Genomic DNA, 20,138 nt, shown 5'->3' on the forward strand with positions numbered 1-20,138 from the left:
GTACATTGCGCAGCGTGTCTTGTATTTTAACGGCCTGCGCCCCATACAGCCGACAGTATGGGGTAAATATCCGCGAAAATTGATACCGGTGTACAACAAGGAAGGAAAATCATGATTAAAGCGATTGTGTGGCTTATGGGCATCGCCATCATCACACTGTCTGTTGCGATTATTGCGCGACCACATTTGGCGCGCAATCTTAGTGAGCGACTGAATAAAACCGGATACGCCTTTTCCGCCTGGGCGCGGATTTTAGTGGGCTTGGTCTTGCTGCTTATTGCCGATACGCGACACTGGTATATCCTGTTCAATGCACTCGGCGTACTGGTGTTGCTAAGTGGCGCCTATATGCTGCAAATCGGTTTCGAACGCGGCAAGGCGCTGGCGATTAAACTCTCCCGCGGCAATGAAAATTTCCTGCGCATCAGCGGTATTATCGGCGTGGTACTCGGCCTGATGCTGCTCTCTGCACGCTAATGCCTATTGGATATTATGCCCTCCACAAATTTGATCATTTTCGATTGCGACGGTGTGCTGGTAGACAGCGAGCGTATCGTCTGTCGCATACTGGCTGAAGAGATGAACAAGCTGGGTATGCCGGCCAGCGCAGAAGAGCTCGATGAACAGTTCAGCGGCCGCCCCGCCGGGGACTGCCTGCTGGAAATCGAAAAGCGCTATGGCGGACCCTTGCCGGATCACTATTTCGGTAATACCGAACGACGTATTCGCGAGGCCTTTCACGCAGAATTGCAGCCTGTGGCCGGAATAGAGGGCCTGCTCGAACAGCTTGTGCAGATGGGATTACCGAGCTGCGTGGCCTCTTCCGGTTCCCACCAGAAAATGCAGCTGACCCTGCGCAAGACCGGGCTCTACGAGTACTTCGACGGCAGGATTTTCAGTGCCGAGGATGTGTCCCGCGGCAAACCCTGGCCCGAGCTGTTCCTCTACGCAGCAGACACCATGGGAACTGCACCCGAACACTGCCTTGTAGTGGAGGACTCCATTGCCGGTGTACGGGCGGCCACCGCGGCGGGGATGCGGGTGGTTGGCTTCGCCCAACCGGCACGCGCGCCCCTATTGGAACAGGCTGGCGCGCAAGTGATCAACAATATGATGGCGGTGCTGGATTTTCTTTAATCCCCCGTCAAACAGACAGGCGATACCCTCGGCGCCCGCCCGTTGCTCTACCGTACTCCCCTCCCCCAACGGCACACCTGTACACGGGATAAAGGCCCTGGCCCTTGTTCTACACTGGAATTGACGTCGAGAAACCGGTAATCCTGTTATGGTGGGCAAATTCCCATCCGTCTGCTATCTCGCCCTGTCGACGGTGCTCTTGTTTGGCTGCCACGACCCCAACAAAAAGTATGCGCTGCAACCTGCGGCCGAGGTGCAGTCGGGGGAAAGCGAAAAGGCGGCACGGCAGGCAGCCCCTTTTGCCGATGCACTGGTGCGCTTTCTGCGCGGGAACGCACGCGAAAGGGGCGATACCTTTATCCTGCGCCTGGCATTCGAGCCCGGAGGCTTTGCGCCGCGCATGGAGACCATTGCCGACCTTGAAGCGCTGCTGGTTATCATGCGCGACTTTCCCGATCTGCAAATCGCCATCGAGGGCCATACCGACAATGCCGGTGATCCGAAGAAAAACCTGAATTTGTCCCAGCGGCGCGCCGACTGGGTTCAACATTTTCTGATAGAGCGCGGCATATCCGAAGAGCGGCTACAGGCCCAGGGCTATGGCGATACCGACCCCATTGCGGATAACAACAGTAAAACCGGCCAGAAGGAAAACCGGCGCCTGGCAATTCGGGTACTGAACTTCGACCGGATTCCCAGCCAACTGCCGCGGCGCTGACCGGGTGCGGCGGAACATCGATATTTGCGCTTTTGCACAGGAAAAATTTCACCCAGCATCGCTGCCATTGAAATCATAAACAATGCCGCGCTCAGCCGGTGGCCTTTATGGATCCCTCAACGCGCTTGGCGTCTGTCACACTCGGTGTATTGCCCAGTACCCGGCGCATCAGCTTTGCACCCTTGCGCCAGCCAAGAATACTCTGCGCAGTCAGGGTTCCCGAGATCATTGCACCCGCAACGCCACAGCTCATCACATCCTGGCCGGTTAAATACAGGCCCTTGAGCCGGGTCTTGGGCCTCAACCAGCGCTGCTCAAATCGACTGGGATCGTGGTCGAGCCCATAGATTTCACCGCGCGGGTAAAAGCAGAAGTACTCTGAGGAAAGCGGGGTTGACAATTCATAGTAATCAATCTGTCCCCGCAAGTGGGGAAACTTCTGGAACAAACTTTCCAGCAGGCGCTGGCTGAATATTTCCTTGAGTGCCTCGTAATCATCGCCGCGTTTGCCCCAGGGCTTGTCGCGCCACTGGGCAAACCACTCGTAATTGGCCGGCGCCACAATTTCTATCGTGGCCCGGCCCGGATAACGCTGGGCGAACGTGGGATCTTTGGCCGAGGGGAAGGAAATATAGGTCAGCGGTATTTCCCTGCTGCTGTCCTCAAGGAAATCGTACATATCCCGTTCATAATGCTCGCTGGTGTAGATCCAGTAGTTGGTTTTTGGCAGCTGCAACTCTTCCGCTGTTTTTTCCAGACCTATGTACAAACAGATATGTGCCATGGAGGGCTTAACGCTTTTCAGGCGATGCAGATACCCCATACGCTCGCTGGCACTCTGGGGCAGCAACCTGGCAAAGGTATTGAAAACACCGGCGCCGGAAATTACCAGCGGAGCCTCTATCTCAGTGCCATCTGCCATACGCACACCGCGCACACGATCACCTTCCAGGAGAATGGTTTCCACCGTGGCATAGGTGAATACTTCACCGCCGCCGGCCTGAATGCGGGGAATAATCGTTTCTGCAATCTTGCTGGCCCCACCCACCGGGTAATAGCCACCATACAGGTAGTGCTTGGCAATCAACGCATGAATAATAAAACTGCTCTGTGCCGGGGGCATGCCATTGTCGCCCCACTGACCAGTGAGAATCGCAATCAGTTTTTCATTCCTGGTCAGCGAGTTGAGCACTTCGCGGGTGGTCTTGTTTAGCCAGGCCGGATCGCGCAGCTTTCTCCACAGGCGCACGGCCGGTCCGCACCAGGAAGGCAGCAGCTTTTCAATCGCCAACCGGCGCATGGACTTGGCCACCGTATCGAGGTACAGCAGATACCGCTCTATCGTTTCGCGCTCATCGGGGAAGTCTTTTGCCAGGGCATCGACAAAGGCCCGACGTCCGGCACGCAAATCAAATTGCGCCTCGCCGATACAGATTCGGTCATAGGTGTCGTCCATGGGCGCCCAGTGCAGCTGGTGATTGGAGATAAAATCGAAAATCCTGCGGGTCATGGTGGGATGTTCACCCACATCACCGATATAGTGCACGCCCACGTCCCATTCATAGCCGTTGCGATCATAGGCATGGGTGTAACCCCCCGCTGTATAGTGCTGTTCCAGCACCACAACCTTCTTACCCGCGGCACTGAGCATGGCTGCTGTAGTCAGGCCGCCAATACCGGAGCCAATCACCAAGGCATCATAGGGCCCGTCCAGGCGGCTGGCGCGGTAGCGTCGGCCGATGCGCAGGCGGCTCGGCTTGGGGGCACTGCGTTTCTTATTTCCAGTGTCTGTCATGGTGGCACCTTCACTATTGTTGTTATTTTCTCACCATAGCGCGCCTATGGCTCTTATGCAATAAGTTGCATATTCTACGGTTTGTTTCGTCTTGCCCTCATTGAATTAGATTTATATAATTCATTAATGAAACATATATGGAATATATAAAATGGGTATTGTTAAAATCTCCGATAGCCTGCACAACGAAATTCGCAAGGCGAGCACAATTTGGACCCGCTCAATCAACGCCCAGGCCGAGTACTGGATCAAGATCGGCCTGCTGGCCGAGCTGAATCCGGAGCTGAATTACAACCAGTTGTGCAAAAAGCTGCTGCGCACACAGCCATTCACCCTGGAAGCGCTGGCCCATGAATAACATCAGGGTCAAAACTGCCCTGGAGCAAACATTGATGCGCGATGCCGGCAGGCTTTTAAGCCGTGTCTTTGCCATGCTCGATAGTGTTATCTCACCCGGTATCTCCACCATGGAAATCAACGACCGGGCAGAGGCGTTTATTGTCGGGCAATTGCGGGCGCGACCGGCCAGTAAGGGGCAGTACAACTATCCCTACGCCCTCAATACCTCTGTCAATGACGCAGTCTGTCACGGCCTGCCACAGCGATCCCTGCGCTTGCGCAATGGCGATATCGTCAATGTGGATATCACACTAGAAAAGTCCGGTTATATCGCCGACGCCAGCAAGATGTACATGGTTGGCCGTGTCACCTCGCGTGCAAAAAAACTGGTGCATTGTTGCTATCACGCCCTGTGGGCGGGTATCCACGTCGTCAAACCCGGCGCAACACTGGGCGATATCGGCCACGCGATACAGAATCATGCAGAGCGTGGGGGATTCAGTGTTGTACGCGAATACTGTGGCCACGGCATTGGCCGGGAAATGCACGAGGCGCCCCAGATACTGCATTATGGCCGTGCCGGCACCGGGCTTGTCCTACGCGAGGGGATGACATTTACCATTGAACCCATGATCAACCAGGGTAATCGCAAAACCAAAGTCAAAAAAGACGGCTGGACAGTGGTTACCCGGGACGGAAAATTATCGGCACAGTGGGAGCATACCCTGTTGGTCACTGACCGTGGCTATGAGGTACTGACCTTGAGGGAGGAAGAAAAATCGAACGATAACACCGGCAGCCAAAGAACACCTGCTCGGGCTGTTTGATTAGTTGCCTTAAAATAGGTACACGGCTTCCCCGAGCATGCATCAGAATCCAAATCCGGATTATTGGTAAAGGGACTCTTCCCAGCCCTATGTATACCGGGTTTAGCCTAACCATACACACAGAGGTGCTATTTCAAAACGACACCCCGTCATCACCCACCCACCACACTACGATACAATACGGTGCGTCCGGTTGCGCATACCCAGGTTTATTAAAATGCTCCGTTTGGGGGGTAAAATTTCCCTTCTATATCCTTTACCGAAACAGGCCCTGGATGTCCAGAGCGCGAATTACGGATAGCTTGATGCACGCAAATAGTTGCGTCGCTGGCGGGGGAACGGAACCTGGTGTCGTGTAAAGCTCCGCCTTAAGCCTCACCTTGATTGTATTTATTGCAAAAAGCGATTAGGGTAGGTCAATTGTCCCGTTGCCCAATCCGTAAACCGGTGCTTATGAAGAAAAAATAAAAATAGCGCAACAATCATCATTTCACCCGCGAGCGCCCTACAATACGAACGCTCGCGGGAAGCTCATAACCACAACCAATAAATTGATCAACCCGTCCATAAAGAAGGATCACATCATGACCCGGTGAGTAAGACGTAAGCGCCACCTCCCAGTGCAAGAACACCGAGAGATGGCTAACCCCAATAGATAACGTGATATCTAGCGAGGCTGTCTTGAATGATACGCCATACACTCGTTCGCCTTCAATTAACGTCTCCCTGAAGGCGAGCTTTTCGAGTCACTTTCGCCCCCGGCGGCCATGGCAAACGCATTCAATTAGTCTATTTTATGATCGTTTGATCGGCAGTCAGTACTTTCCATAAATAATCACGATCCCACCCTGCGCGTTTTCTTCGACTCTCAATACCTCGTTTATGGGTGGTCTCCTGTTTCAATAAATTTAACGCAATACATCGAATGAGCCCGATATTCTCTGCCGAAAAACCCACTCTCATTCTGCTCGCATCCTCCCTAAAAGCCACATTCAGGGGCCAGTGTAAATTAATTTCAATATCCCAATGCTTGCGAGCCGAGTGCATGAAATTATCGATATCGTCATAGGCTAAACTTGTGATAAAATATCTGACCGACTCCGTTGTTTTATGATTCCCCGTGCGTTTGACAATGAGCCGCCCAATGCTTCTCAAGCCTGGCCACCGATGCTCAAATTCAGGGCAGTCCCTAAGCCTAATCAAACTATATTTTCGTGTCTCCATTCGACTGCGACCGCGTACTTTTTCTATCTTATGCCGGTTGTAGATCTTTTTATACTGGAAACTGCCCCCGTGAACAAAGAGCGCCTTGATTTCTTTTCCCAAGCTACCTTGGTTTCCTTTGGAATTGACTACATAGTCAGTATGCTGATTGATAATTTGTTGTTGGATTTTGGTCTGACAGCCCATGGCATCCAATGTGACGATACTGCCCTCAATATCAATTTTTTCTAATAATTTAGGAACAGCTGTAATTTCATTGGATTTTTCTTCTGTTTTGACTTGCCCTAGCATGATCTTATGCGAAGAGGCCCACGCAGCAACGGTATGAATCGGCTTGATTTTCTTTGTTTGACAACCTGAACCACGGCTCGCTTTACCATCAATCGCAATGACCTTTTTAAAGGTCCATCTTGAGATAAGTCCAAAGAATTAATCCAGTTTCTAAAGCATTCCTCAAAGAAAGTAGGATTTATTTTTGCGAATACTCTTTCGAAGGTGTCATGGGTCGGTATTCCATTTTTTAGATCCAAAAAGCTTTGTAACCATTCCAGATTGGCTTCGGTAAACTCACAAACTTCAACCATAGTGTTGGCGCCGCATATGGTCCCTTAAATAGATAGAGCAACAATGTCGATTAGGCTGTGTTTGAGGTGATGATTCTGCTGCCTTGGGTCTTCCAGGTTTTCAAAGTGGACAAAAAAGGTTTCTTCAAGGGACATAAGACACTCGTTTCTAAAGGGTCAACGAGTATCTTATTGGATTAGTTGTCCTGAGAATATTTCAACGTTAGAAAGCAGGCGGCCTGTGGGTGCGTTTGCCATGGCCTCTGACTGCGCACCCCTACTCTAAACTTCCCTTTCTTTTTCCCACAAGGACTGCGCCTGTGGCGAAACAAACGGCGCGATGCGCTGTTTCCGAGCGTCTCTGTCACAGGTGAATCAAGAAGCCTATAAAGATGCCTATATTACCTTGTCGATTGTTTCAGCCACTGCGCCTGGGTGGGTATTTTGTTATTACGCTGGTCGCTATCACAGAGAACGCGGTGGATCTGCATATTGCTCCCGGCAAGGGTAACCGGGTGATGCGAGCCGTGCGTTTACTGCGGCTATTGGAAGAAGCCTGGGCGCTTGAGGAGACCCCAACCGATCAGACCCCAGCCATCCTCAGGCCATTCAAGCACCGCCCCAATAAAAAGACGTAGCGCTGAGCGGCAGAGCGGGCGCTCTCGAAAGCCTGTGCAGCCCCGAGCAACACCGCAAACGCCTACCTTCTCATACGCTCCCTGGAAAGTTAAGCGCAGTCAGGACGGCAAGACAGTGCTCTTCTGCTTCGCCCTGGTGCCGTTGTAGATTCGCAAGGCCCGATTGCTGCAGGCGGCACTGCCGTGGCTGCACCGGAAAGGTGTGTCAACGGACGAGAGAGAGAAGGCCCTGGCGATACGCGTATCTGGATAGTGGTGCAGTTTCACAGGCAATAGGACCAGATGCGAGCCGGAATTTTGGTCGCCGTGACTGTTATTTTAGCGGGAAAGAGAATTGAGCTGAAAAAAACGAGTTAATATAGAGCCTTACAAATGATAGTCTATTCCGGGATAGTAATCGCGATGACCGTTTTTCTATTTTGTACGACCGTATCAAATTTGTCCCATTGCTTAATTTCAATAGAAATTCTGTAGTGGTTACGCAGAATTGCTTTTGAAATAGTAATCAGGATAATAGTGGGCATGGTGAACACTATATAAATGTTAGGCTACCAGATGTAGCAACTTTTCGAATAATTTAAACCAAAAGGAATTGTAATGCCAAGAATATTAGTGAACTGTCATGGCGGGCGGGTTGTTGGGCCTCCCATTAACCCTCCTCAGTTTCTAGTTCCAGCTGGCGTCTCAATACATTTTTATATAGTGGATGGAGGAATACTTCCGAATAATAATGGATGGAATATATTAAATCATAGACTTCAACGGTTGCCTGGAAATCCGGCAGGTATAACTACCATTGGCCCCAATCTAATGTGCCAAGATTATTATGGTGTTCCGTATGCTGCACTGGGCGTTGCAAATGGTATCCAGCTAGAAGTAGCCGGGAGAAGAGGTATACCATATTTCGATACAATTCTTGCAGCGGGTGGCGGACAAAATTGGGCGAACCCTGCTGCCAATACTGTACAGACTCAACGTGTCGTTTTACCTGCTGTTCAAGGTGGTGCACCTTACGCTAGATCAGTTGTTAGCTTGAGTAATATAGCAAATTGTCCCGGCATCACAGATGTCGACTGGATATCCTGTCGCGAACATTGGTAATTCTACTCATCTATGCTTAACAAGCACAGGCGCTCGGACAGAAAAAAGTGCCGCTCCTTCCTCACTCTGTTTTTTGCTATCGGTGATCTGAGGCGTTATACGTAAATAATGAAATACATTCAAAAAGCAGTTTTACCGGGGAGGCATCCAATGATAATTTTGAGTCGGTTACCTACGAAGATAAGCTGGATGAATATATAGAGGCCCAGAAAGGCTTGGCTAAAAAATACGGCATGAGTCATCTCTGGTCTGAATCTCATTTCATTGAAAAAGCAAAGCACAGTATTGAATTGTGTACTTCATGTAATGAATGGACTATGGACCGTATAGCTAACCCTGTAAATGAAGTTGAGAGGGTGTTCAAAACTCTGTGTCAGCCAAGTAGCCTCATAGGCTGATATATTTCTCCAGGCGATCCGGGAAGTGGATCGTCAGCTGTGACAGCGTCAAGTTCCAGTTCTGGATCGGGTGCGTCCAGCGCTCGGAGGCTTTCAGTATACCGGCGTAAAGCAGCTTGAGTAAGCTGTTCTCAACTGTGTGATTCTCCGTTGTGCCAAGCCTTAGATGCTCATACCAATAAATCTAAAAAGGTGGAACTGATGTCACTTTTATTTTCAATGTTTTTATTTTCACTTGCGATGTCTATATCGCCAGGCCCTGTAAATTTTGTGATTGTAGCTTCTGGTGCAAACTATGGGGTTAGAAAAACATTTTATTTTTTCAGAAACTACTATTGAATTTATACTATAACTGGTGTTTATTGGCCTTGGCTTTTATAAAATAATTAATCTATATCCATTCCTCTTGAAATATATATCTATTGCTGGATCTTTGTTTATAATTTACATTGGATACTTGATCGCAATCTCAAAACCTGAAACGAAAAAAGAAAAACAAAAAAGGCCAACATTTTTACACCCCAAAAAAATTAGGTGATCACAGCAGTTGGATTAAAATCAAACACATTGCATGCACTGTCATCGCGCATGCAAAAAGCGTATTCTGAACTCACAAACTAAAGCCTTCTCACCGCTGCGGTGAGGGTTAGCCCACTCAATTTTGAAATAAATGATGAAACTTTACTACACCCCAAGTTCGCATTTTTCTCGAAAGGTAAGGATAATAATCGACGCGTTAAATTTATGTATCGAACTAATCGATATTGGTAACGTAGCTGAGCAAGCTGTTGGTGTTTTTGGTCCTAATCCACTGATGAAAGTACCAACACTTATTGATAACGGTGGTCCAGTCTTTGAGTCAGACTATATTGTTCAGTACCTGATACAGCAATTTGACAGTATCGACCGATTCCATGTTTTAAAAAATAATACAAAGGTATTAAATGCACGTGCAGTGATGGATAGCATTATGTCTGCCGAGGTTGAGTTGATTCTTGCAGAGCGAACCGGGATAAATACTGATGCGTATCCGCGTTTTGATAAGACAAGAAGCTCTATTAATAACGGGCTGGATTGGTTGGAGTCGCATGCTGAGGTGTTTCTCGGCCAGCCTTCATACTTGCGCTTTCAGTTAAATTCCATGTGGGATCATTTAGCGTTGTATGGACTTGTCTCTTTCGACTACCCCAGGTTGCGTGATAGCGTCGAACGGTTGAGAACTCTCACATATGTTGAGAAAAGCGCCCCTAGATGAAATGCCACCTGCAAAATAAGGATAGGTTGTCAAACGAGTCCGGCCAGCTCAACTGGTGTAAATATATCGGGTGGGAATGAATGTTGGAAGGTTGACGTTAGTTTCGGGTTCTTTTACGGGTGGGCAATGCCATGCCCGATAAGCGATAAGAAATCGTTGCCACATGGTGAGATAGCTCCCTGTGCATCGCCCCGCAGCTCGCATTATCTCCCTTCCGCCGGGGTTTTACCGGGGCTCGATTTTACCCAGCGCCCAAAAAGAATGCCTACCTCAAACAACAGCCACATAGGCAGAGCCAACAGAGATTGGGAAATCACGTCCGGTGGTGTCAGCAGCATACCGAACAGAAAACATCCCACAATTACATAGGGGCGTTTTTGCGCCAGAACCCTGGCATCCACCACGCCGCTCCAGATCAGCAGCACCGTCGCAATGGGAATTTCAAAGGCGAAGCCAAAAGCGAAAAACAACTTGAGTACCAGATCGAGATAACTGCGCATATCCGGCATGACCTTAATACCCGCAGGGGCAGAACCCACAAAGAAATCAAATAAAATGGGGAATACAACAAAATAGGCGAAGGCGATGCCCGCGTAAAAAAGCACTACGCTGGTCATCAGGATCGGGATGGCTATCCGTTTTTCATTCTTGTACAGCCCGGGGGCGATAAAGGCCCAAGCCTGATACAGTACAAACGGGATGGCAATAAAAAAAGACAGGATAAATGTGGTTTTAAACGGGGTCAAAAAGGTGGAGGTCACCTCCGTGGCAATCATCCCCGCATCGCCAAGCAACCTGCCCTGCAAGGGATTGGCTATATAATCGTAAATTTCCGCGGCAAAAGGCACCATGCCGGCGAATAAAATCACCACCACCAACAGAATACGCAGCAGGCGATCACGCAGTTCGATCAGGTGGTCGATAAACGGCTGATGACTGTCCTGTGACTGGTCGCTCATGGCTGGCTGTCTTTTTCCTGTTGCGATTCTTTTTCTGTGTCCTGGGCGATATTCTCTGGGTGGTCCGGATTCATGTCCGGATCGCCGAAATCGTGCCAGTGTTCCGGGTATTCCGGATCCTGAAGCTCCTCTGCCGTTTCATCCTGCTCGGGTAGATAGTCCTCTTTTTCCGCTCGCGGATGGGTGGGACTGGGCTCGGCTGGAACAGTGCCTTCGGCAGCTTCCGTCTGCGTCGGTTCTCCTTTAGGGAGTGGCGTCCCGGAGGCGGTTTCGCGGGCCTGCTGCTCTAGGGAGCCGGTGATTTCCTGATTGGTTTCTGTGAAGGTCTGCTCCATTTCCCGGCGGCTCTCTTCGATTTCGCGCAGGATACGCTCATTGTGCAGTTCACGGCGGATATCATCGGCACCCACTTCTTTTTCCAGTTCCTCGCGAGCGCTGTGCAGGGTGCGCTTCAGCGCGGACCACCAGCGCGCAGTGGTACGGATGGCGTCGGGCAGGCGCTCGGGGCCCACCACAAGCAGAGCCACCACGGCGACCACCAGTAGTTCAAAAAAGCCGATATCAAACACGGAGTACCACTCCCGTAATGGTTGCGGTTTACTTGTCCTGGGACTGCTGGTCTTTTTCCTTGGTCACACTGCCCTGGCCGGGCTTTGCCTCCGCATCCTGCTGCAAGCGCTCGGGATCTTTGTCCTTATCGGCATCCTTATTTTTATCATCGCCCTTGCTTTTGTCATCGTCCTTGATCGCCTTGCGGAAACCCTTAATGGCGCCACCCAGATCTCCACCGAGATTTTTCAGGCGCTTGGTTCCGAACAGCAGCAGGACAATCACCAGAATAATCAACAACTGCCAGATGCTAATTCCACCGAATCCCATAATTGTCTCCATATCATTTGCTTTAACAGTCAAGCCGCGCTCTGCGCGCTTCGACCGCCAGGGGTTAAGCCGTAATTTTTCAGAAGCCCTTTATAACCCAGTATCACAGGAGGCGCCCAATCCGTATTCAGCCCTCGTTAGATCGCGCTGCTTTTTCCTCCAGGCCGGAAAGATCGAAACGACGGCCCAGTTCACACAGCACATCCTGCGAATTCGCGCCCAGATGGGACAGCATCACCAGGGTGTGAAACCAGAGATCCGCTGTTTCGGCAATCATATCCCGATTGTCACCGCTGGTCTGCGCATCCTTGGCTGCGAGAATGGCCTCTGTGGCTTCCTCTCCGACCTTTTCCAGAATCTTGTTCAGTCCCTTTTCGTGCAGGCTGGCCACATAGGACTGTTGCGCGCCTCCTGCGCGCTTGCGATCTTCCAATACAGCGTCCAGTTGTTTGAGCAGGTCTCTCATGGCGGGGCTCACTTGTAGATGGCTGCGGGGTCCTGGATCACCGGCAGGTTTAACTGCCACTCCCCATCGCTAAAACGCTGGTAAAAGCAGCTGCTGCGCCCGGTGTGACAGGCAATGCCGCCTTGCTGTTCCACCAGCAGCAGTACCGTGTCACCGTCACAGTCAAGGCGCATCTCGTGCACCCTCTGCTGGAAACCGGAGGACTCGCCCTTGCGCCACAGGCTTTTGCGCGAACGCGACCAGTAAACCGCATAACCCTCGCTGGCGGTGAGCGCCAGGGATTCGCGATTCATCCACGCCAGCATCAACACCAGCCCAGTATTAAAGTCCTGGGCAATGGCGGGCACCAAGCCGTCGCTGTTCCAGCAGACCTGGTCGAGAAAACCACTCGTCGCTTTTGCCTGAGTCAATGTCTCCTCCTTCGGAGTTCCAAGTGTAGGCCGCTCCGCTGCCGCTCAGCCGGCCTGGCCAGAGCTAGGGCCAGAGTAACAGCACCAGGGCAGCGAAGCCCAGGGCCCAGCCCGAGGGCGGCAGCTGCTCCAGCCACTGCGGCTTGCTCAGGGCCACGGCACCGGCGGCGAGAAGCACACCGCCCACGCGGCGCAGGTAGCGCCAGCGCCCCCGGCGCTGACCGCCCGCCAGCTTCTCGCCAATCGTTTCCAACTGGGGCGCCAGTTCCCGCGACTGCTCCAGGGCGGAGTACACCAGCTGCGGCATCTGCGGGAATTTCTCCAGCCACTCGGGACCGTAGCGCTTTATTTCACCCAGGAGCGTTTTCGGGTGAATACGGTCGCGCATCCAGCGCTCCAAAAATGGATGGGCAGTCTTCCACAGATCCAGCTGTGGATAAAGCTGCCGGCCCAGACCTTCGATATTCAGCAGGGTCTTCTGTAACAATACCAGTTGCGGCTGCACCGCCATATCGAAACGGCGCGCCGTCTGGAACAGGCTGATGAGCACCCGCGCAAAGGAGATCTCCCCCAGGGGTTTTTCGAAGATGGGCTCGCACACGGCACGGATTGACGCTTCAAAGGTGTTCACCGGTGTGTCGGCCCGAACCCACCCGCTCTGCACATGCAGCTCCGCCACCATGCGGTAATCGCGGCGGAACATGGCGAGCAGGTTGCGCGCCAGATAATACTGATCCTCCCGCGACAGGCTGCCCACAATAGCGGTATCGATGGCGATATATTGCGGGCGATGCGGGTGCTCGCGGGACACAAAGATATTGCCCGGGTGCATGTCCGCGTGGAAGAAATTGTATTCAAATACCTGCTTGAAGAAAATTTCCACACCGCGCTCGGCGAGCAGTTGCATATTGGTATTCTGGGCACGCAGCTGCGCCAGGTCGGTAACGGGGATACCCTCAATACGCTCCAGCACCAGTACGTTGGTGCGGGTGTATTCCCAGTACACCTCGGGCACATACAGCAGTGGAGACGCGCTGAAGTTGCGCCGCAATTGGGTACCGTTGGCGGCCTCGCGCACCAGATCCAGCTCACCCTCGATGGTATGCCGATAGTCCTCTACCACCTCCACCGGGCGCAGGCGGCGTCCGTCCGGCACAAAGCGCTCAATAGTGCGGGCGATCACCCCCAGCAGGCGCAGGTCCTCCTGAATCACTTCATGAATGCCGGGCCGCAATACCTTCACCACCACCGATTCACCGGAGTTGAGCACGGCGGCATGTACCTGGGCCACCGAGGCCGCGGCAAGCGGCGCGCGCTCAAAACTGGCGAAAACCGCATCGACACTCGCCCCCAGGGCTTCCTCGACCAGCGCGATGCACTGTTCGCTGGGAAAGGGGGGCACCTTGTCCTGCAGGTCGCCGAGCTGTACCACAATATCCGCCGGCAGCAGGTCGGGACGGGTAGAGAGCAACTGGCCAAATTTGACGAAAATAGGACCCAGGGCTTCAAGGGCACAACGCAGGCTCTCGCCGCGCGCCGCCTTTGGCTTCGGCAACAGGGTGAGTGGCGCCAGCAACACGCGCAGCCACAGTGGACGGTGCTCCACCGGCAGCAGCCGGTCGAGGCGGTAGCGCAGAAAAACCCGCGCAATAGTAAGGCTGCGAAGAAGGGGCAAAACTACTCTGCCTCCCTGCGCGCAAATTGCGCCTGCAGCAGATGCACACGTGCCTCGAGACGTTCTGTGGCCAGAGACAGTTCGGCGAGGTCTTCCACAAAGGCCTCAAACTGCGCCTGCGGCGGCGTCAGCTGCCACTCTTCGCTGATGGTTTCCGCCGCCGCAGCCGGTGCGCGGTTGAGATTGGCACTCAGCCAGCTACTGGCACCGCGCAACACAGTGCCGATCGTGTGTGCGGGAATATCGCCAACCAGTTGTGCCAGCGGGGCCTCCCAGTCGATATCCAGATCGCGCAGGATCTCCTGCAATTCCGCCAGCAGGGTGCTCGAACCACTGATGGACACACCCAGTGCCGCAGGGGTGGCATCCGGGTCTTTCAGCAGGCGCACAAGAGAAATCGCTGAGCCGCCTATCCGGGTGGTCACTCCCCCGTCCTCTTGCTGGCGCACATACACCCGGTCGCCTGCAAGGCACAGATAACACTGTATTTGTGGCGCTGTCAGATCAAGCGCAAGAGTTCTGCCATCTAGTGGCTGCAGGCGCGCGCGGGTGGCCGGATCGTATTGCAGGGCGGTGTTGATGGCGGTTTCCAGCGCGAGATCAAATCCCGCGCGAAAAGTTGGGTCGCTCATGACGGTTCGGCCTCGTGCCTGGAAAAACACGGGTATCCCTCGGCGCAGTTCAGGGCTTGATCCCCCGGTGCAGTGCCACGATACCACCGGTCATATTATGGAATTCACATTCGACAAAACCCGCCTCCACCATCATCTGCTTGAGGGTTTCCTGGTTCGGGTGCCGGCGAATACTCTCTGCCAGGTAACGGTAGCTGTCCGCATCGTTGGCCACCAGTTTGCCCATCAGTGGCAGCAGGCGAAAGGAGTACTGGTCGTAGATTTTTTCCAGCAGCCGGGACTGTGGCTTGGAAAACTCCAGCACCAGCAGGCGGCCACCGGCCTTCAGCACCCGCAACATGTCGCGCAGGGCCAGATCCTTGTCGGTGACATTGCGCAGGCCGAAAGCGATGGTGATGCAGTCGAAAGTATTGTCGGGAAAGGGTAGATGCTGGGCATCCGCCTGCACCGGCACCACATTGCCGGCGATGCCGCGGTCGATCAGGCGATCGCGGCCCACCTCCAGCATTGATGCGTTGATATCCGCCAGCACCACCTGACCGCTGGCACCCACGATACGCGAGAAGCGCGCGGTGAGATCGCCGGTGCCCCCGGCGATATCCAGGATCTGCTGTCCCGGCCGCGCGCCGGACAACTCGATGGTAAACCGCTTCCAGAGGCGGTGGATGCCACCGGACATCAAATCGTTCATCACATCGTAGCGCGACGCCACCGAGTGAAACACTTCCGCCACACGACCGGCCTTTTCCTCCACCGGGACCTCTTGGTAGCCGAAGTGGGTGGTCTTGCGATCCTTCATGTCCTGCCTGCCGAGTCAACCTTGGAGGCGCTATTGTACATTGGCCGGGCCCGCCGGGCACTGCCGCCGGCTAAACTGTAAACCCGGCCATTCGGGCTGCCGAACGGATTGCACCTCGGCGCAACGTCAGGCTGCCGGCACAGCTCAGCGGTCACCCTGCAAGGCCGGCAAACCGGCCCTCGAACCGATTGGCGTTCAGTGGGCAACAGCGGAAACCATGGTCTACCGACTCAACAGCAAGCAAACACTTGCAGCGGCCCTCGCAGCCACGGCACAGGCGGAGGTTGCCGACGCCATCTCGGCCCTGAACACACTGCCCGAGCACGAGGCGGTGCACGAGGTGCGCAAGCACTGCAAGAAAATGCGCGCGCTGCTGCGCCTGATACGTGCAGACCACAAGGCGCTGTACCGGCGTGAGAATGCCCACTACCGCACCCTCGCCAACCAGTTGTCCGCCAATCGCGATCTGGTGTCGATCCGAGATGCCTTTTCCGCGATTGCCACCCCTGTCGATTTTCCCCGCACCCATGCTTTTATCACCGGGCGCAGCGGCCGGCTCGGCGACCGGGCAGCACTGGGGCAGGTCGGTGAGTTGCTGCTGCAGGGCGCCGGGCGTATCCCGTTCTGGCCCCTGGCACAATTGCGCTGGAAGCACAGCCAACGCGGGTTTCTGAACACCTATCGGCACGCCTGCAGCCTGAAAACGGTGGCGATTTCTCGCAAATCCGCCGAGACCCTGCACGAATACCGCAAGCACACAAAAGACCACTGGTACCACTGCCGTCTGCTGCAAGAGCGCTATCCACCACTGGCTGATCGCTGCACTCCGCTCGAAGCCCTTGCCCAGGCCCTGGGCGATTGGCGCGACCTGTACCTGCTGTGCACCCTGCTAAAGGCTGAAGAGGAGGCTCTATCGGGCGAGTTGATCCCGCTGCTGGAGGCCACCAGTCAGCGAAGGACCGCACTCTTCCACCAGATCAAGCACCTGAGTGCGGATCTGTTCCCGAAAGGGAAATTCGTGCTGTTCCGCGCACACACATAGCAAGTGTTCAGGCGGAACGATTTGCCCGGCGAATCACCGGCCCTGTGGGTGCCGAGTTGTAAGCAAACAACCCCAACAGGGTAATTTATCGACCATCGAGGGCTTTTGGCATAACATTCGACAGAAATACATAACACGGTGAAACTGGCCATGCTGGATTGGTTGAATACTCATATCGCTTACTGGCACTGGCTGGTGCTGGGCCTGCTGCTGGTGACGGCGGAAATCTTCGTTTCCGGATTCGTTCTGTTCTGGTTTGGGCTGGCCGCGCTTCTGGTGGGCGCATTGCTCCTGGTCGCCGACCTGTCGATCGCCCTGCAACTGCTGCTGTGGATCGGTGCCTCCATAACCGCACTGTTGCTTTGGCTGACGTTTATCAAACCCAAATGGCGCGATCGTACCTCTGCCGGTATGGCGGCTGAGGCACTGAACGGGCAAGTGGGGATGGTGATTGAATCCAACACGGGCAGAAACCGCGGCAAACTGAAATTCCCGGCACCCATTCTCGGTGAGGAGGAGTGGCTGTTTCTCTGCACTACAGATATGGCGGTGGGCGAGCGGGTTCAGGTCACGGACATTTCCGGTAACACGCTGATTGTTACAGCACTTTAATTCAAAAAATTACACATTTATTCGGGGAGGAGAAACTGGTGGAAGGTTTGTATGTTGTTGTGGCGCTGGTGGTACTGGTGGTCATTACCATCGCCAAAGGGGTACGTATTGTGCCGCAGGGTTTCAAGCACATCGTCCAGAGACTGGGCAAATACCACAAGACACTGAAGCCGGGCATGAACGTGGTGATCCCCTACATTGACCAGATTCCCTACAAGGTCACTACCAAGGACATCGTACTCGATATTCCGTCACAGGAAGTCATCACCCAGGACAATGCCACCATCATTGCCAATGCGGTTGCCTACATCAATATCATCGCACCGGAAAAAGCGGTTTACGGTGTGGAGGACTATACCATTGCGATTCAGAACCTGGTGCAGACGGCGCTGCGCTCTATTGTTGGTGAAATGTCCCTGGATGCGGCACTTTCGTCACGTGAGCTGATTAAGGCAAAACTCAAGGAAGGGATTTCCGACGATATCGCCGATTGGGGCATCAACCTGAAAACCGTGGAGATCCAGGACATCAACCCCTCGCCAACCATGCAAAAGGCCATGGAGGAACAGGCTGCGGCGGAGCGCCAACGCCGTGCGACCGTGACCCGGGCCGAGGGGGAAAAGCAGGCGGCGATTCTGGAGGCGGACGGGCGCCTGGAGGCTTCCAGGCGCGATGCCAAGGCCCAGGTTGTGCTGGCTGATGCGAGCCGCGAGGCCATCGAGCGGGTGACCCAGGCCATCGGCAACCAGGAAATGCCGGTGATGTATCTACTCGGTGAGCGCTATATCAGTGCGCTGTCCGAACTCTCCCAGTCCGACAACGCCAAGAATGTGATTTTGCCGGCAGACCTGCCGCAGGCGGTAAAGGGATTGTTAAATCGCTAACCTGGCCAACACCGGTGCTGGGGGCTGCCCCGCAGTGCCGGGTTGATCAACGTCGCCCGCGCCCTGCCAATCAGCCCGGCAATATTCCGTGAATCCGGCGGCATGAGAGCCGCCGCTCGGCCAGCGCGGGCCCTGCATGGGCACCACGATACGCAGTTGCAATCGAGTATTGCCAGGTAAATCAAACAGGCCCCGGAAGACCGGTTTGCCGGGCTGTTAATACTCCAGCAAGCCTCCAGCGCGGGCCATAACGTGGAACAGGTAATTCTGCTCATTGGTGCCGCTCACCAGGTGCGCGCCGGGGCCGCGCGCCCAGACTCCCACATCCTCCCCCGCATGGGATTCACTGCCTGTGGGCACCAGGGCATCCTGGCGGTAATCCACGGCGGTGGTGTCGGTGCTGGTGAGATCCCTGCGACCCCCATGATCATCGGCACTGTGTCCCGGGCCATTGGCATACGTCAGCGTGGTGTAGGGAAGGCCATCCGCTGCCAGGGCGTAGGCGGTTTCCGCTTCACCACTCCTGTCGTTACCCACAACTTTGCCGAGAATCGGATTGCCGCGGGTCGGGTAACCCGCAATGGTCATCACGTGACTGTGATCTGCGGTCACAATGATCAGGGTGTCCTCTGCACTGGTGTTATCCATTGCATACTGGATTGCTTCGGCAAACGCCACCGCATCCGTGAGGGCGGTATAGGCATTGCCGGCGTGATGACCGTGGTCAATGCGGCCGGACTCCACCATCAGAAAATAGCCATTGGTATTTTTCTGTAACAACTCCAGGCCTGTGGCTGTCATCTCGGCAAGGGAGGGTTCACCGGCAGCGTCATTACCGCGATCGGCCTCATAGCGCATGTGCGAGGGGTGAAACAGGCCCAGCAGCTTGTCCGTGGAGGCAATATCCACGGCCTCGAAACCCGCACTGTCTTCCACATAGATGGCATTGGTTACCCCGTCGCCATAGCGCGCCTGCCATTCCCGGATCAGGTTGCGGCCGTCTGCACGACGGCCTTTTTCGCCCTCCAGATCGGTCTCTTCAGCGGGCAGAAAATTGCGGCGCCCGCCCCCCATGGCCACATCGATTCCATCACCGGCCTTCAGTGCAACAAATTGCGCCGCAATGTCGCGACAGCCATTCGGAGCAGAGGCTTCCCACCCCCGCTCGGGTACCTTGGCATAAGTGGCCGCCGGTGTGGCATGGGTAATACGCGCGGTGCTGATAATACCGGTGCTCTTATTCAGCGCCTCGGCCAGTTCAATGACGGTGGTCAGCGGGCGATCCAGGCTCGCGCTACAATCCCCGCGCGCCACATCCTCTGCCACACTCAATACGCCGGCCTTGGTCTTCACACCGGTGACCAGTGCCGTCATAGTCCCGGCGGAATCGGGGGTCTGCTGGTTCGTATTGTAGGTTTTCACCAGGCCCGAGAAGGGCATCCTCTCAAAGCTGAGCTGGTACTCCTCGCCACTGAGACCCCGCTGTTGCCCGGCGAGAATTCGTGCAGCGGTGACCGTGGAAATGCCCATACCGTCGCCAACAAACAAAATGATATTTTTCGCAGCACCGGGAGTATTGTTGATGGCCTGTGCCCGGGCTGCTTCCACAGCCTGCTGGCCCTCCTTAAACCAGTGGCTGTCACGCTGGACCTGTGGCAGGCCCAGTACCGACACCTGTGCTTCAGGCAGTTCTGCAGGGCCCTGGCTGCTGGCATCGTCATCACTGCAACCTGCGAAAAGCAGGGCTATAGAGAAAGCCAAAACGGTCTTTTTGATTACTGTCAT

At 54.3% G+C, this 20,138-nt stretch carries 22 protein-coding genes and 2 pseudogenes; 11 read left to right on the plus strand and 13 right to left on the minus strand.

Annotation, left to right across the window (positions count from 1 at the left end):
* The first annotated feature begins 111 nt into the window (after positions 1-111).
* The 3 genes from Q1A48_RS00370 to Q1A48_RS00380 all read left to right on the plus strand — a co-directional run bounded on the left by Q1A48_RS00370 (position 112) and on the right by Q1A48_RS00380 (position 1,855).
* On the plus strand, positions 112-477 hold the full coding sequence (locus Q1A48_RS00370; protein ID WP_299939649.1) for a hypothetical protein: 366 nt from the start codon (positions 112-114) through the stop codon (positions 475-477).
* Positions 478-492: 15 nt separating this feature from the next.
* Positions 493-1,137, plus strand: a complete 645-nt coding sequence (locus Q1A48_RS00375; RefSeq protein WP_299939652.1) for an HAD family phosphatase — start codon at positions 493-495, stop codon at positions 1,135-1,137.
* Between the two features lie 148 nt (positions 1,138-1,285).
* Positions 1,286-1,855, plus strand: a complete 570-nt coding sequence (locus tag Q1A48_RS00380; RefSeq protein ID WP_299939655.1) for an OmpA family protein — start codon at positions 1,286-1,288, stop codon at positions 1,853-1,855.
* A gap of 91 nt (positions 1,856-1,946) precedes the next feature.
* Here the strand turns inward: Q1A48_RS00380 and Q1A48_RS00385 are convergent, their stop codons facing one another.
* Positions 1,947-3,650 (minus strand): NAD(P)/FAD-dependent oxidoreductase, encoded by a 1,704-nt coding sequence (locus Q1A48_RS00385; protein ID WP_299939658.1) that lies wholly within the window; start codon positions 3,648-3,650, stop codon positions 1,947-1,949.
* 151 nt (positions 3,651-3,801) lie between these two features.
* Here Q1A48_RS00385 and Q1A48_RS00390 point away from each other — a divergent pair, with 151 nt between their 5' ends.
* Positions 3,802-4,008: a ParD-like family protein gene (locus Q1A48_RS00390; protein WP_299939660.1), complete on the plus strand. Its 207-nt coding sequence runs from the start codon at positions 3,802-3,804 to the stop codon at positions 4,006-4,008.
* Complete coding sequence (gene map, locus Q1A48_RS00395) at positions 4,001-4,816, plus strand: type I methionyl aminopeptidase (protein WP_299939663.1); 816 nt, start codon at positions 4,001-4,003, stop codon at positions 4,814-4,816. The genes Q1A48_RS00390 and map overlap by 8 nt, the downstream gene beginning before the upstream one ends.
* Positions 4,817-5,605: 789 nt before the next feature.
* Here map and Q1A48_RS00400 read toward each other — a convergent pair.
* Together Q1A48_RS00400 and Q1A48_RS21715 are read right to left on the minus strand one after the other, a co-directional pair.
* Positions 5,606-6,457, minus strand: coding sequence for an ISAs1 family transposase (locus Q1A48_RS00400; protein WP_299940386.1), 852 nt, complete (start codon positions 6,455-6,457; stop codon positions 5,606-5,608).
* Positions 6,458-6,483: 26 nt separating this feature from the next.
* A pseudogene (locus Q1A48_RS21715) lies at positions 6,484-6,642 on the minus strand (transposase family protein); the annotation flags it as partial.
* Positions 6,643-6,995: 353 nt separating this feature from the next.
* Between Q1A48_RS21715 and Q1A48_RS00405 the strand changes: the two are divergent.
* Both Q1A48_RS00405 and Q1A48_RS00410 read left to right on the plus strand, forming a co-directional pair.
* Positions 6,996-7,241, plus strand: a complete 246-nt coding sequence (locus Q1A48_RS00405) for a hypothetical protein (protein ID WP_299939665.1) — start codon at positions 6,996-6,998, stop codon at positions 7,239-7,241.
* Positions 7,242-7,838: 597 nt separating this feature from the next.
* Complete coding sequence (locus Q1A48_RS00410) at positions 7,839-8,342, plus strand: putative adhesin (protein ID WP_299939668.1); 504 nt, start codon at positions 7,839-7,841, stop codon at positions 8,340-8,342.
* A gap of 387 nt (positions 8,343-8,729) precedes the next feature.
* Here the strand turns inward: Q1A48_RS00410 and Q1A48_RS00415 are convergent.
* Positions 8,730-8,873 (minus strand): annotated as a pseudogene (locus Q1A48_RS00415) (IS256 family transposase); the annotation flags it as partial.
* Positions 8,874-9,413: 540 nt separating this feature from the next.
* Here Q1A48_RS00415 and Q1A48_RS00420 point away from each other — a divergent pair.
* Positions 9,414-9,995 (plus strand): glutathione S-transferase family protein, encoded by a 582-nt coding sequence (locus Q1A48_RS00420; RefSeq protein WP_299939671.1) that lies wholly within the window; start codon positions 9,414-9,416, stop codon positions 9,993-9,995.
* Between the two features lie 203 nt (positions 9,996-10,198).
* On the opposite strand, the gene tatC is transcribed toward Q1A48_RS00420, so the two are convergent.
* The 8 genes from tatC to ubiE all read right to left on the minus strand — a co-directional run bounded on the left by tatC (position 10,199) and on the right by ubiE (position 15,815).
* A complete protein-coding gene (gene tatC, locus Q1A48_RS00425; protein ID WP_299939674.1) occupies positions 10,199-10,954 on the minus strand; it encodes a twin-arginine translocase subunit TatC in 756 nt (251 codons plus the stop codon).
* Positions 10,951-11,523, minus strand: coding sequence for a Sec-independent protein translocase protein TatB (gene tatB, locus Q1A48_RS00430; protein ID WP_299939677.1), 573 nt, complete (start codon positions 11,521-11,523; stop codon positions 10,951-10,953). The genes tatC and tatB overlap by 4 nt, the downstream gene beginning before the upstream one ends.
* 28 nt (positions 11,524-11,551) lie before the next feature.
* Positions 11,552-11,833 carry a twin-arginine translocase TatA/TatE family subunit gene (gene tatA, locus Q1A48_RS00435; protein WP_299939679.1) on the minus strand — a complete coding sequence of 94 codons (282 nt, stop codon included), beginning with the start codon at positions 11,831-11,833 and terminating at the stop codon, positions 11,552-11,554.
* 127 nt (positions 11,834-11,960) lie between these two features.
* Positions 11,961-12,299, minus strand: coding sequence for a phosphoribosyl-ATP diphosphatase (locus Q1A48_RS00440; RefSeq protein ID WP_299939682.1), 339 nt, complete (start codon positions 12,297-12,299; stop codon positions 11,961-11,963).
* Positions 12,300-12,307: 8 nt separating this feature from the next.
* Positions 12,308-12,709: a phosphoribosyl-AMP cyclohydrolase gene (gene hisI, locus Q1A48_RS00445; protein WP_299939685.1), complete on the minus strand. Its 402-nt coding sequence runs from the start codon at positions 12,707-12,709 to the stop codon at positions 12,308-12,310.
* Positions 12,710-12,773: 64 nt separating this feature from the next.
* Positions 12,774-14,384, minus strand: a complete 1,611-nt coding sequence (ubiB, locus tag Q1A48_RS00450; protein ID WP_299939687.1) for a ubiquinone biosynthesis regulatory protein kinase UbiB — start codon at positions 14,382-14,384, stop codon at positions 12,774-12,776.
* A 2-nt stretch (positions 14,385-14,386) separates the two neighbouring features.
* A complete protein-coding gene (locus tag Q1A48_RS00455) occupies positions 14,387-15,016 on the minus strand; it encodes an SCP2 sterol-binding domain-containing protein (protein WP_299939690.1) in 630 nt (209 codons plus the stop codon).
* A gap of 49 nt (positions 15,017-15,065) precedes the next feature.
* On the minus strand, positions 15,066-15,815 hold the full coding sequence (ubiE, locus tag Q1A48_RS00460) for a bifunctional demethylmenaquinone methyltransferase/2-methoxy-6-polyprenyl-1,4-benzoquinol methylase UbiE (RefSeq protein ID WP_299939693.1): 750 nt from the start codon (positions 15,813-15,815) through the stop codon (positions 15,066-15,068).
* A gap of 217 nt (positions 15,816-16,032) precedes the next feature.
* Between ubiE and Q1A48_RS00465 the strand changes: the two genes are divergently transcribed.
* The 3 genes from Q1A48_RS00465 (at position 16,033) to Q1A48_RS00475 (ending at position 18,353) form a co-directional block, all read left to right on the plus strand.
* Entirely contained in the window at positions 16,033-16,857 is an 825-nt protein-coding gene (locus tag Q1A48_RS00465) for a CHAD domain-containing protein (protein WP_299939695.1), read from the plus strand.
* Positions 16,858-17,007: 150 nt separating this feature from the next.
* Entirely contained in the window at positions 17,008-17,469 is a 462-nt protein-coding gene (locus Q1A48_RS00470; RefSeq protein ID WP_299939697.1) for an NfeD family protein, read from the plus strand.
* A 38-nt stretch (positions 17,470-17,507) separates the two neighbouring features.
* Entirely contained in the window at positions 17,508-18,353 is an 846-nt protein-coding gene (locus Q1A48_RS00475) for an SPFH domain-containing protein (RefSeq protein WP_299939701.1), read from the plus strand.
* A 216-nt stretch (positions 18,354-18,569) separates the two neighbouring features.
* Here Q1A48_RS00475 and Q1A48_RS00480 read toward each other — a convergent pair whose 3' ends face one another.
* On the minus strand, positions 18,570-20,138 hold the full coding sequence (locus Q1A48_RS00480) for an alkaline phosphatase (protein ID WP_299939704.1): 1,569 nt from the start codon (positions 20,136-20,138) through the stop codon (positions 18,570-18,572).

Origin of the sequence: uncultured Microbulbifer sp. (assembly GCF_947489355.1) — a bacterium.
Classification (GTDB): Bacteria; Pseudomonadota; Gammaproteobacteria; order Pseudomonadales; family Cellvibrionaceae; genus Microbulbifer.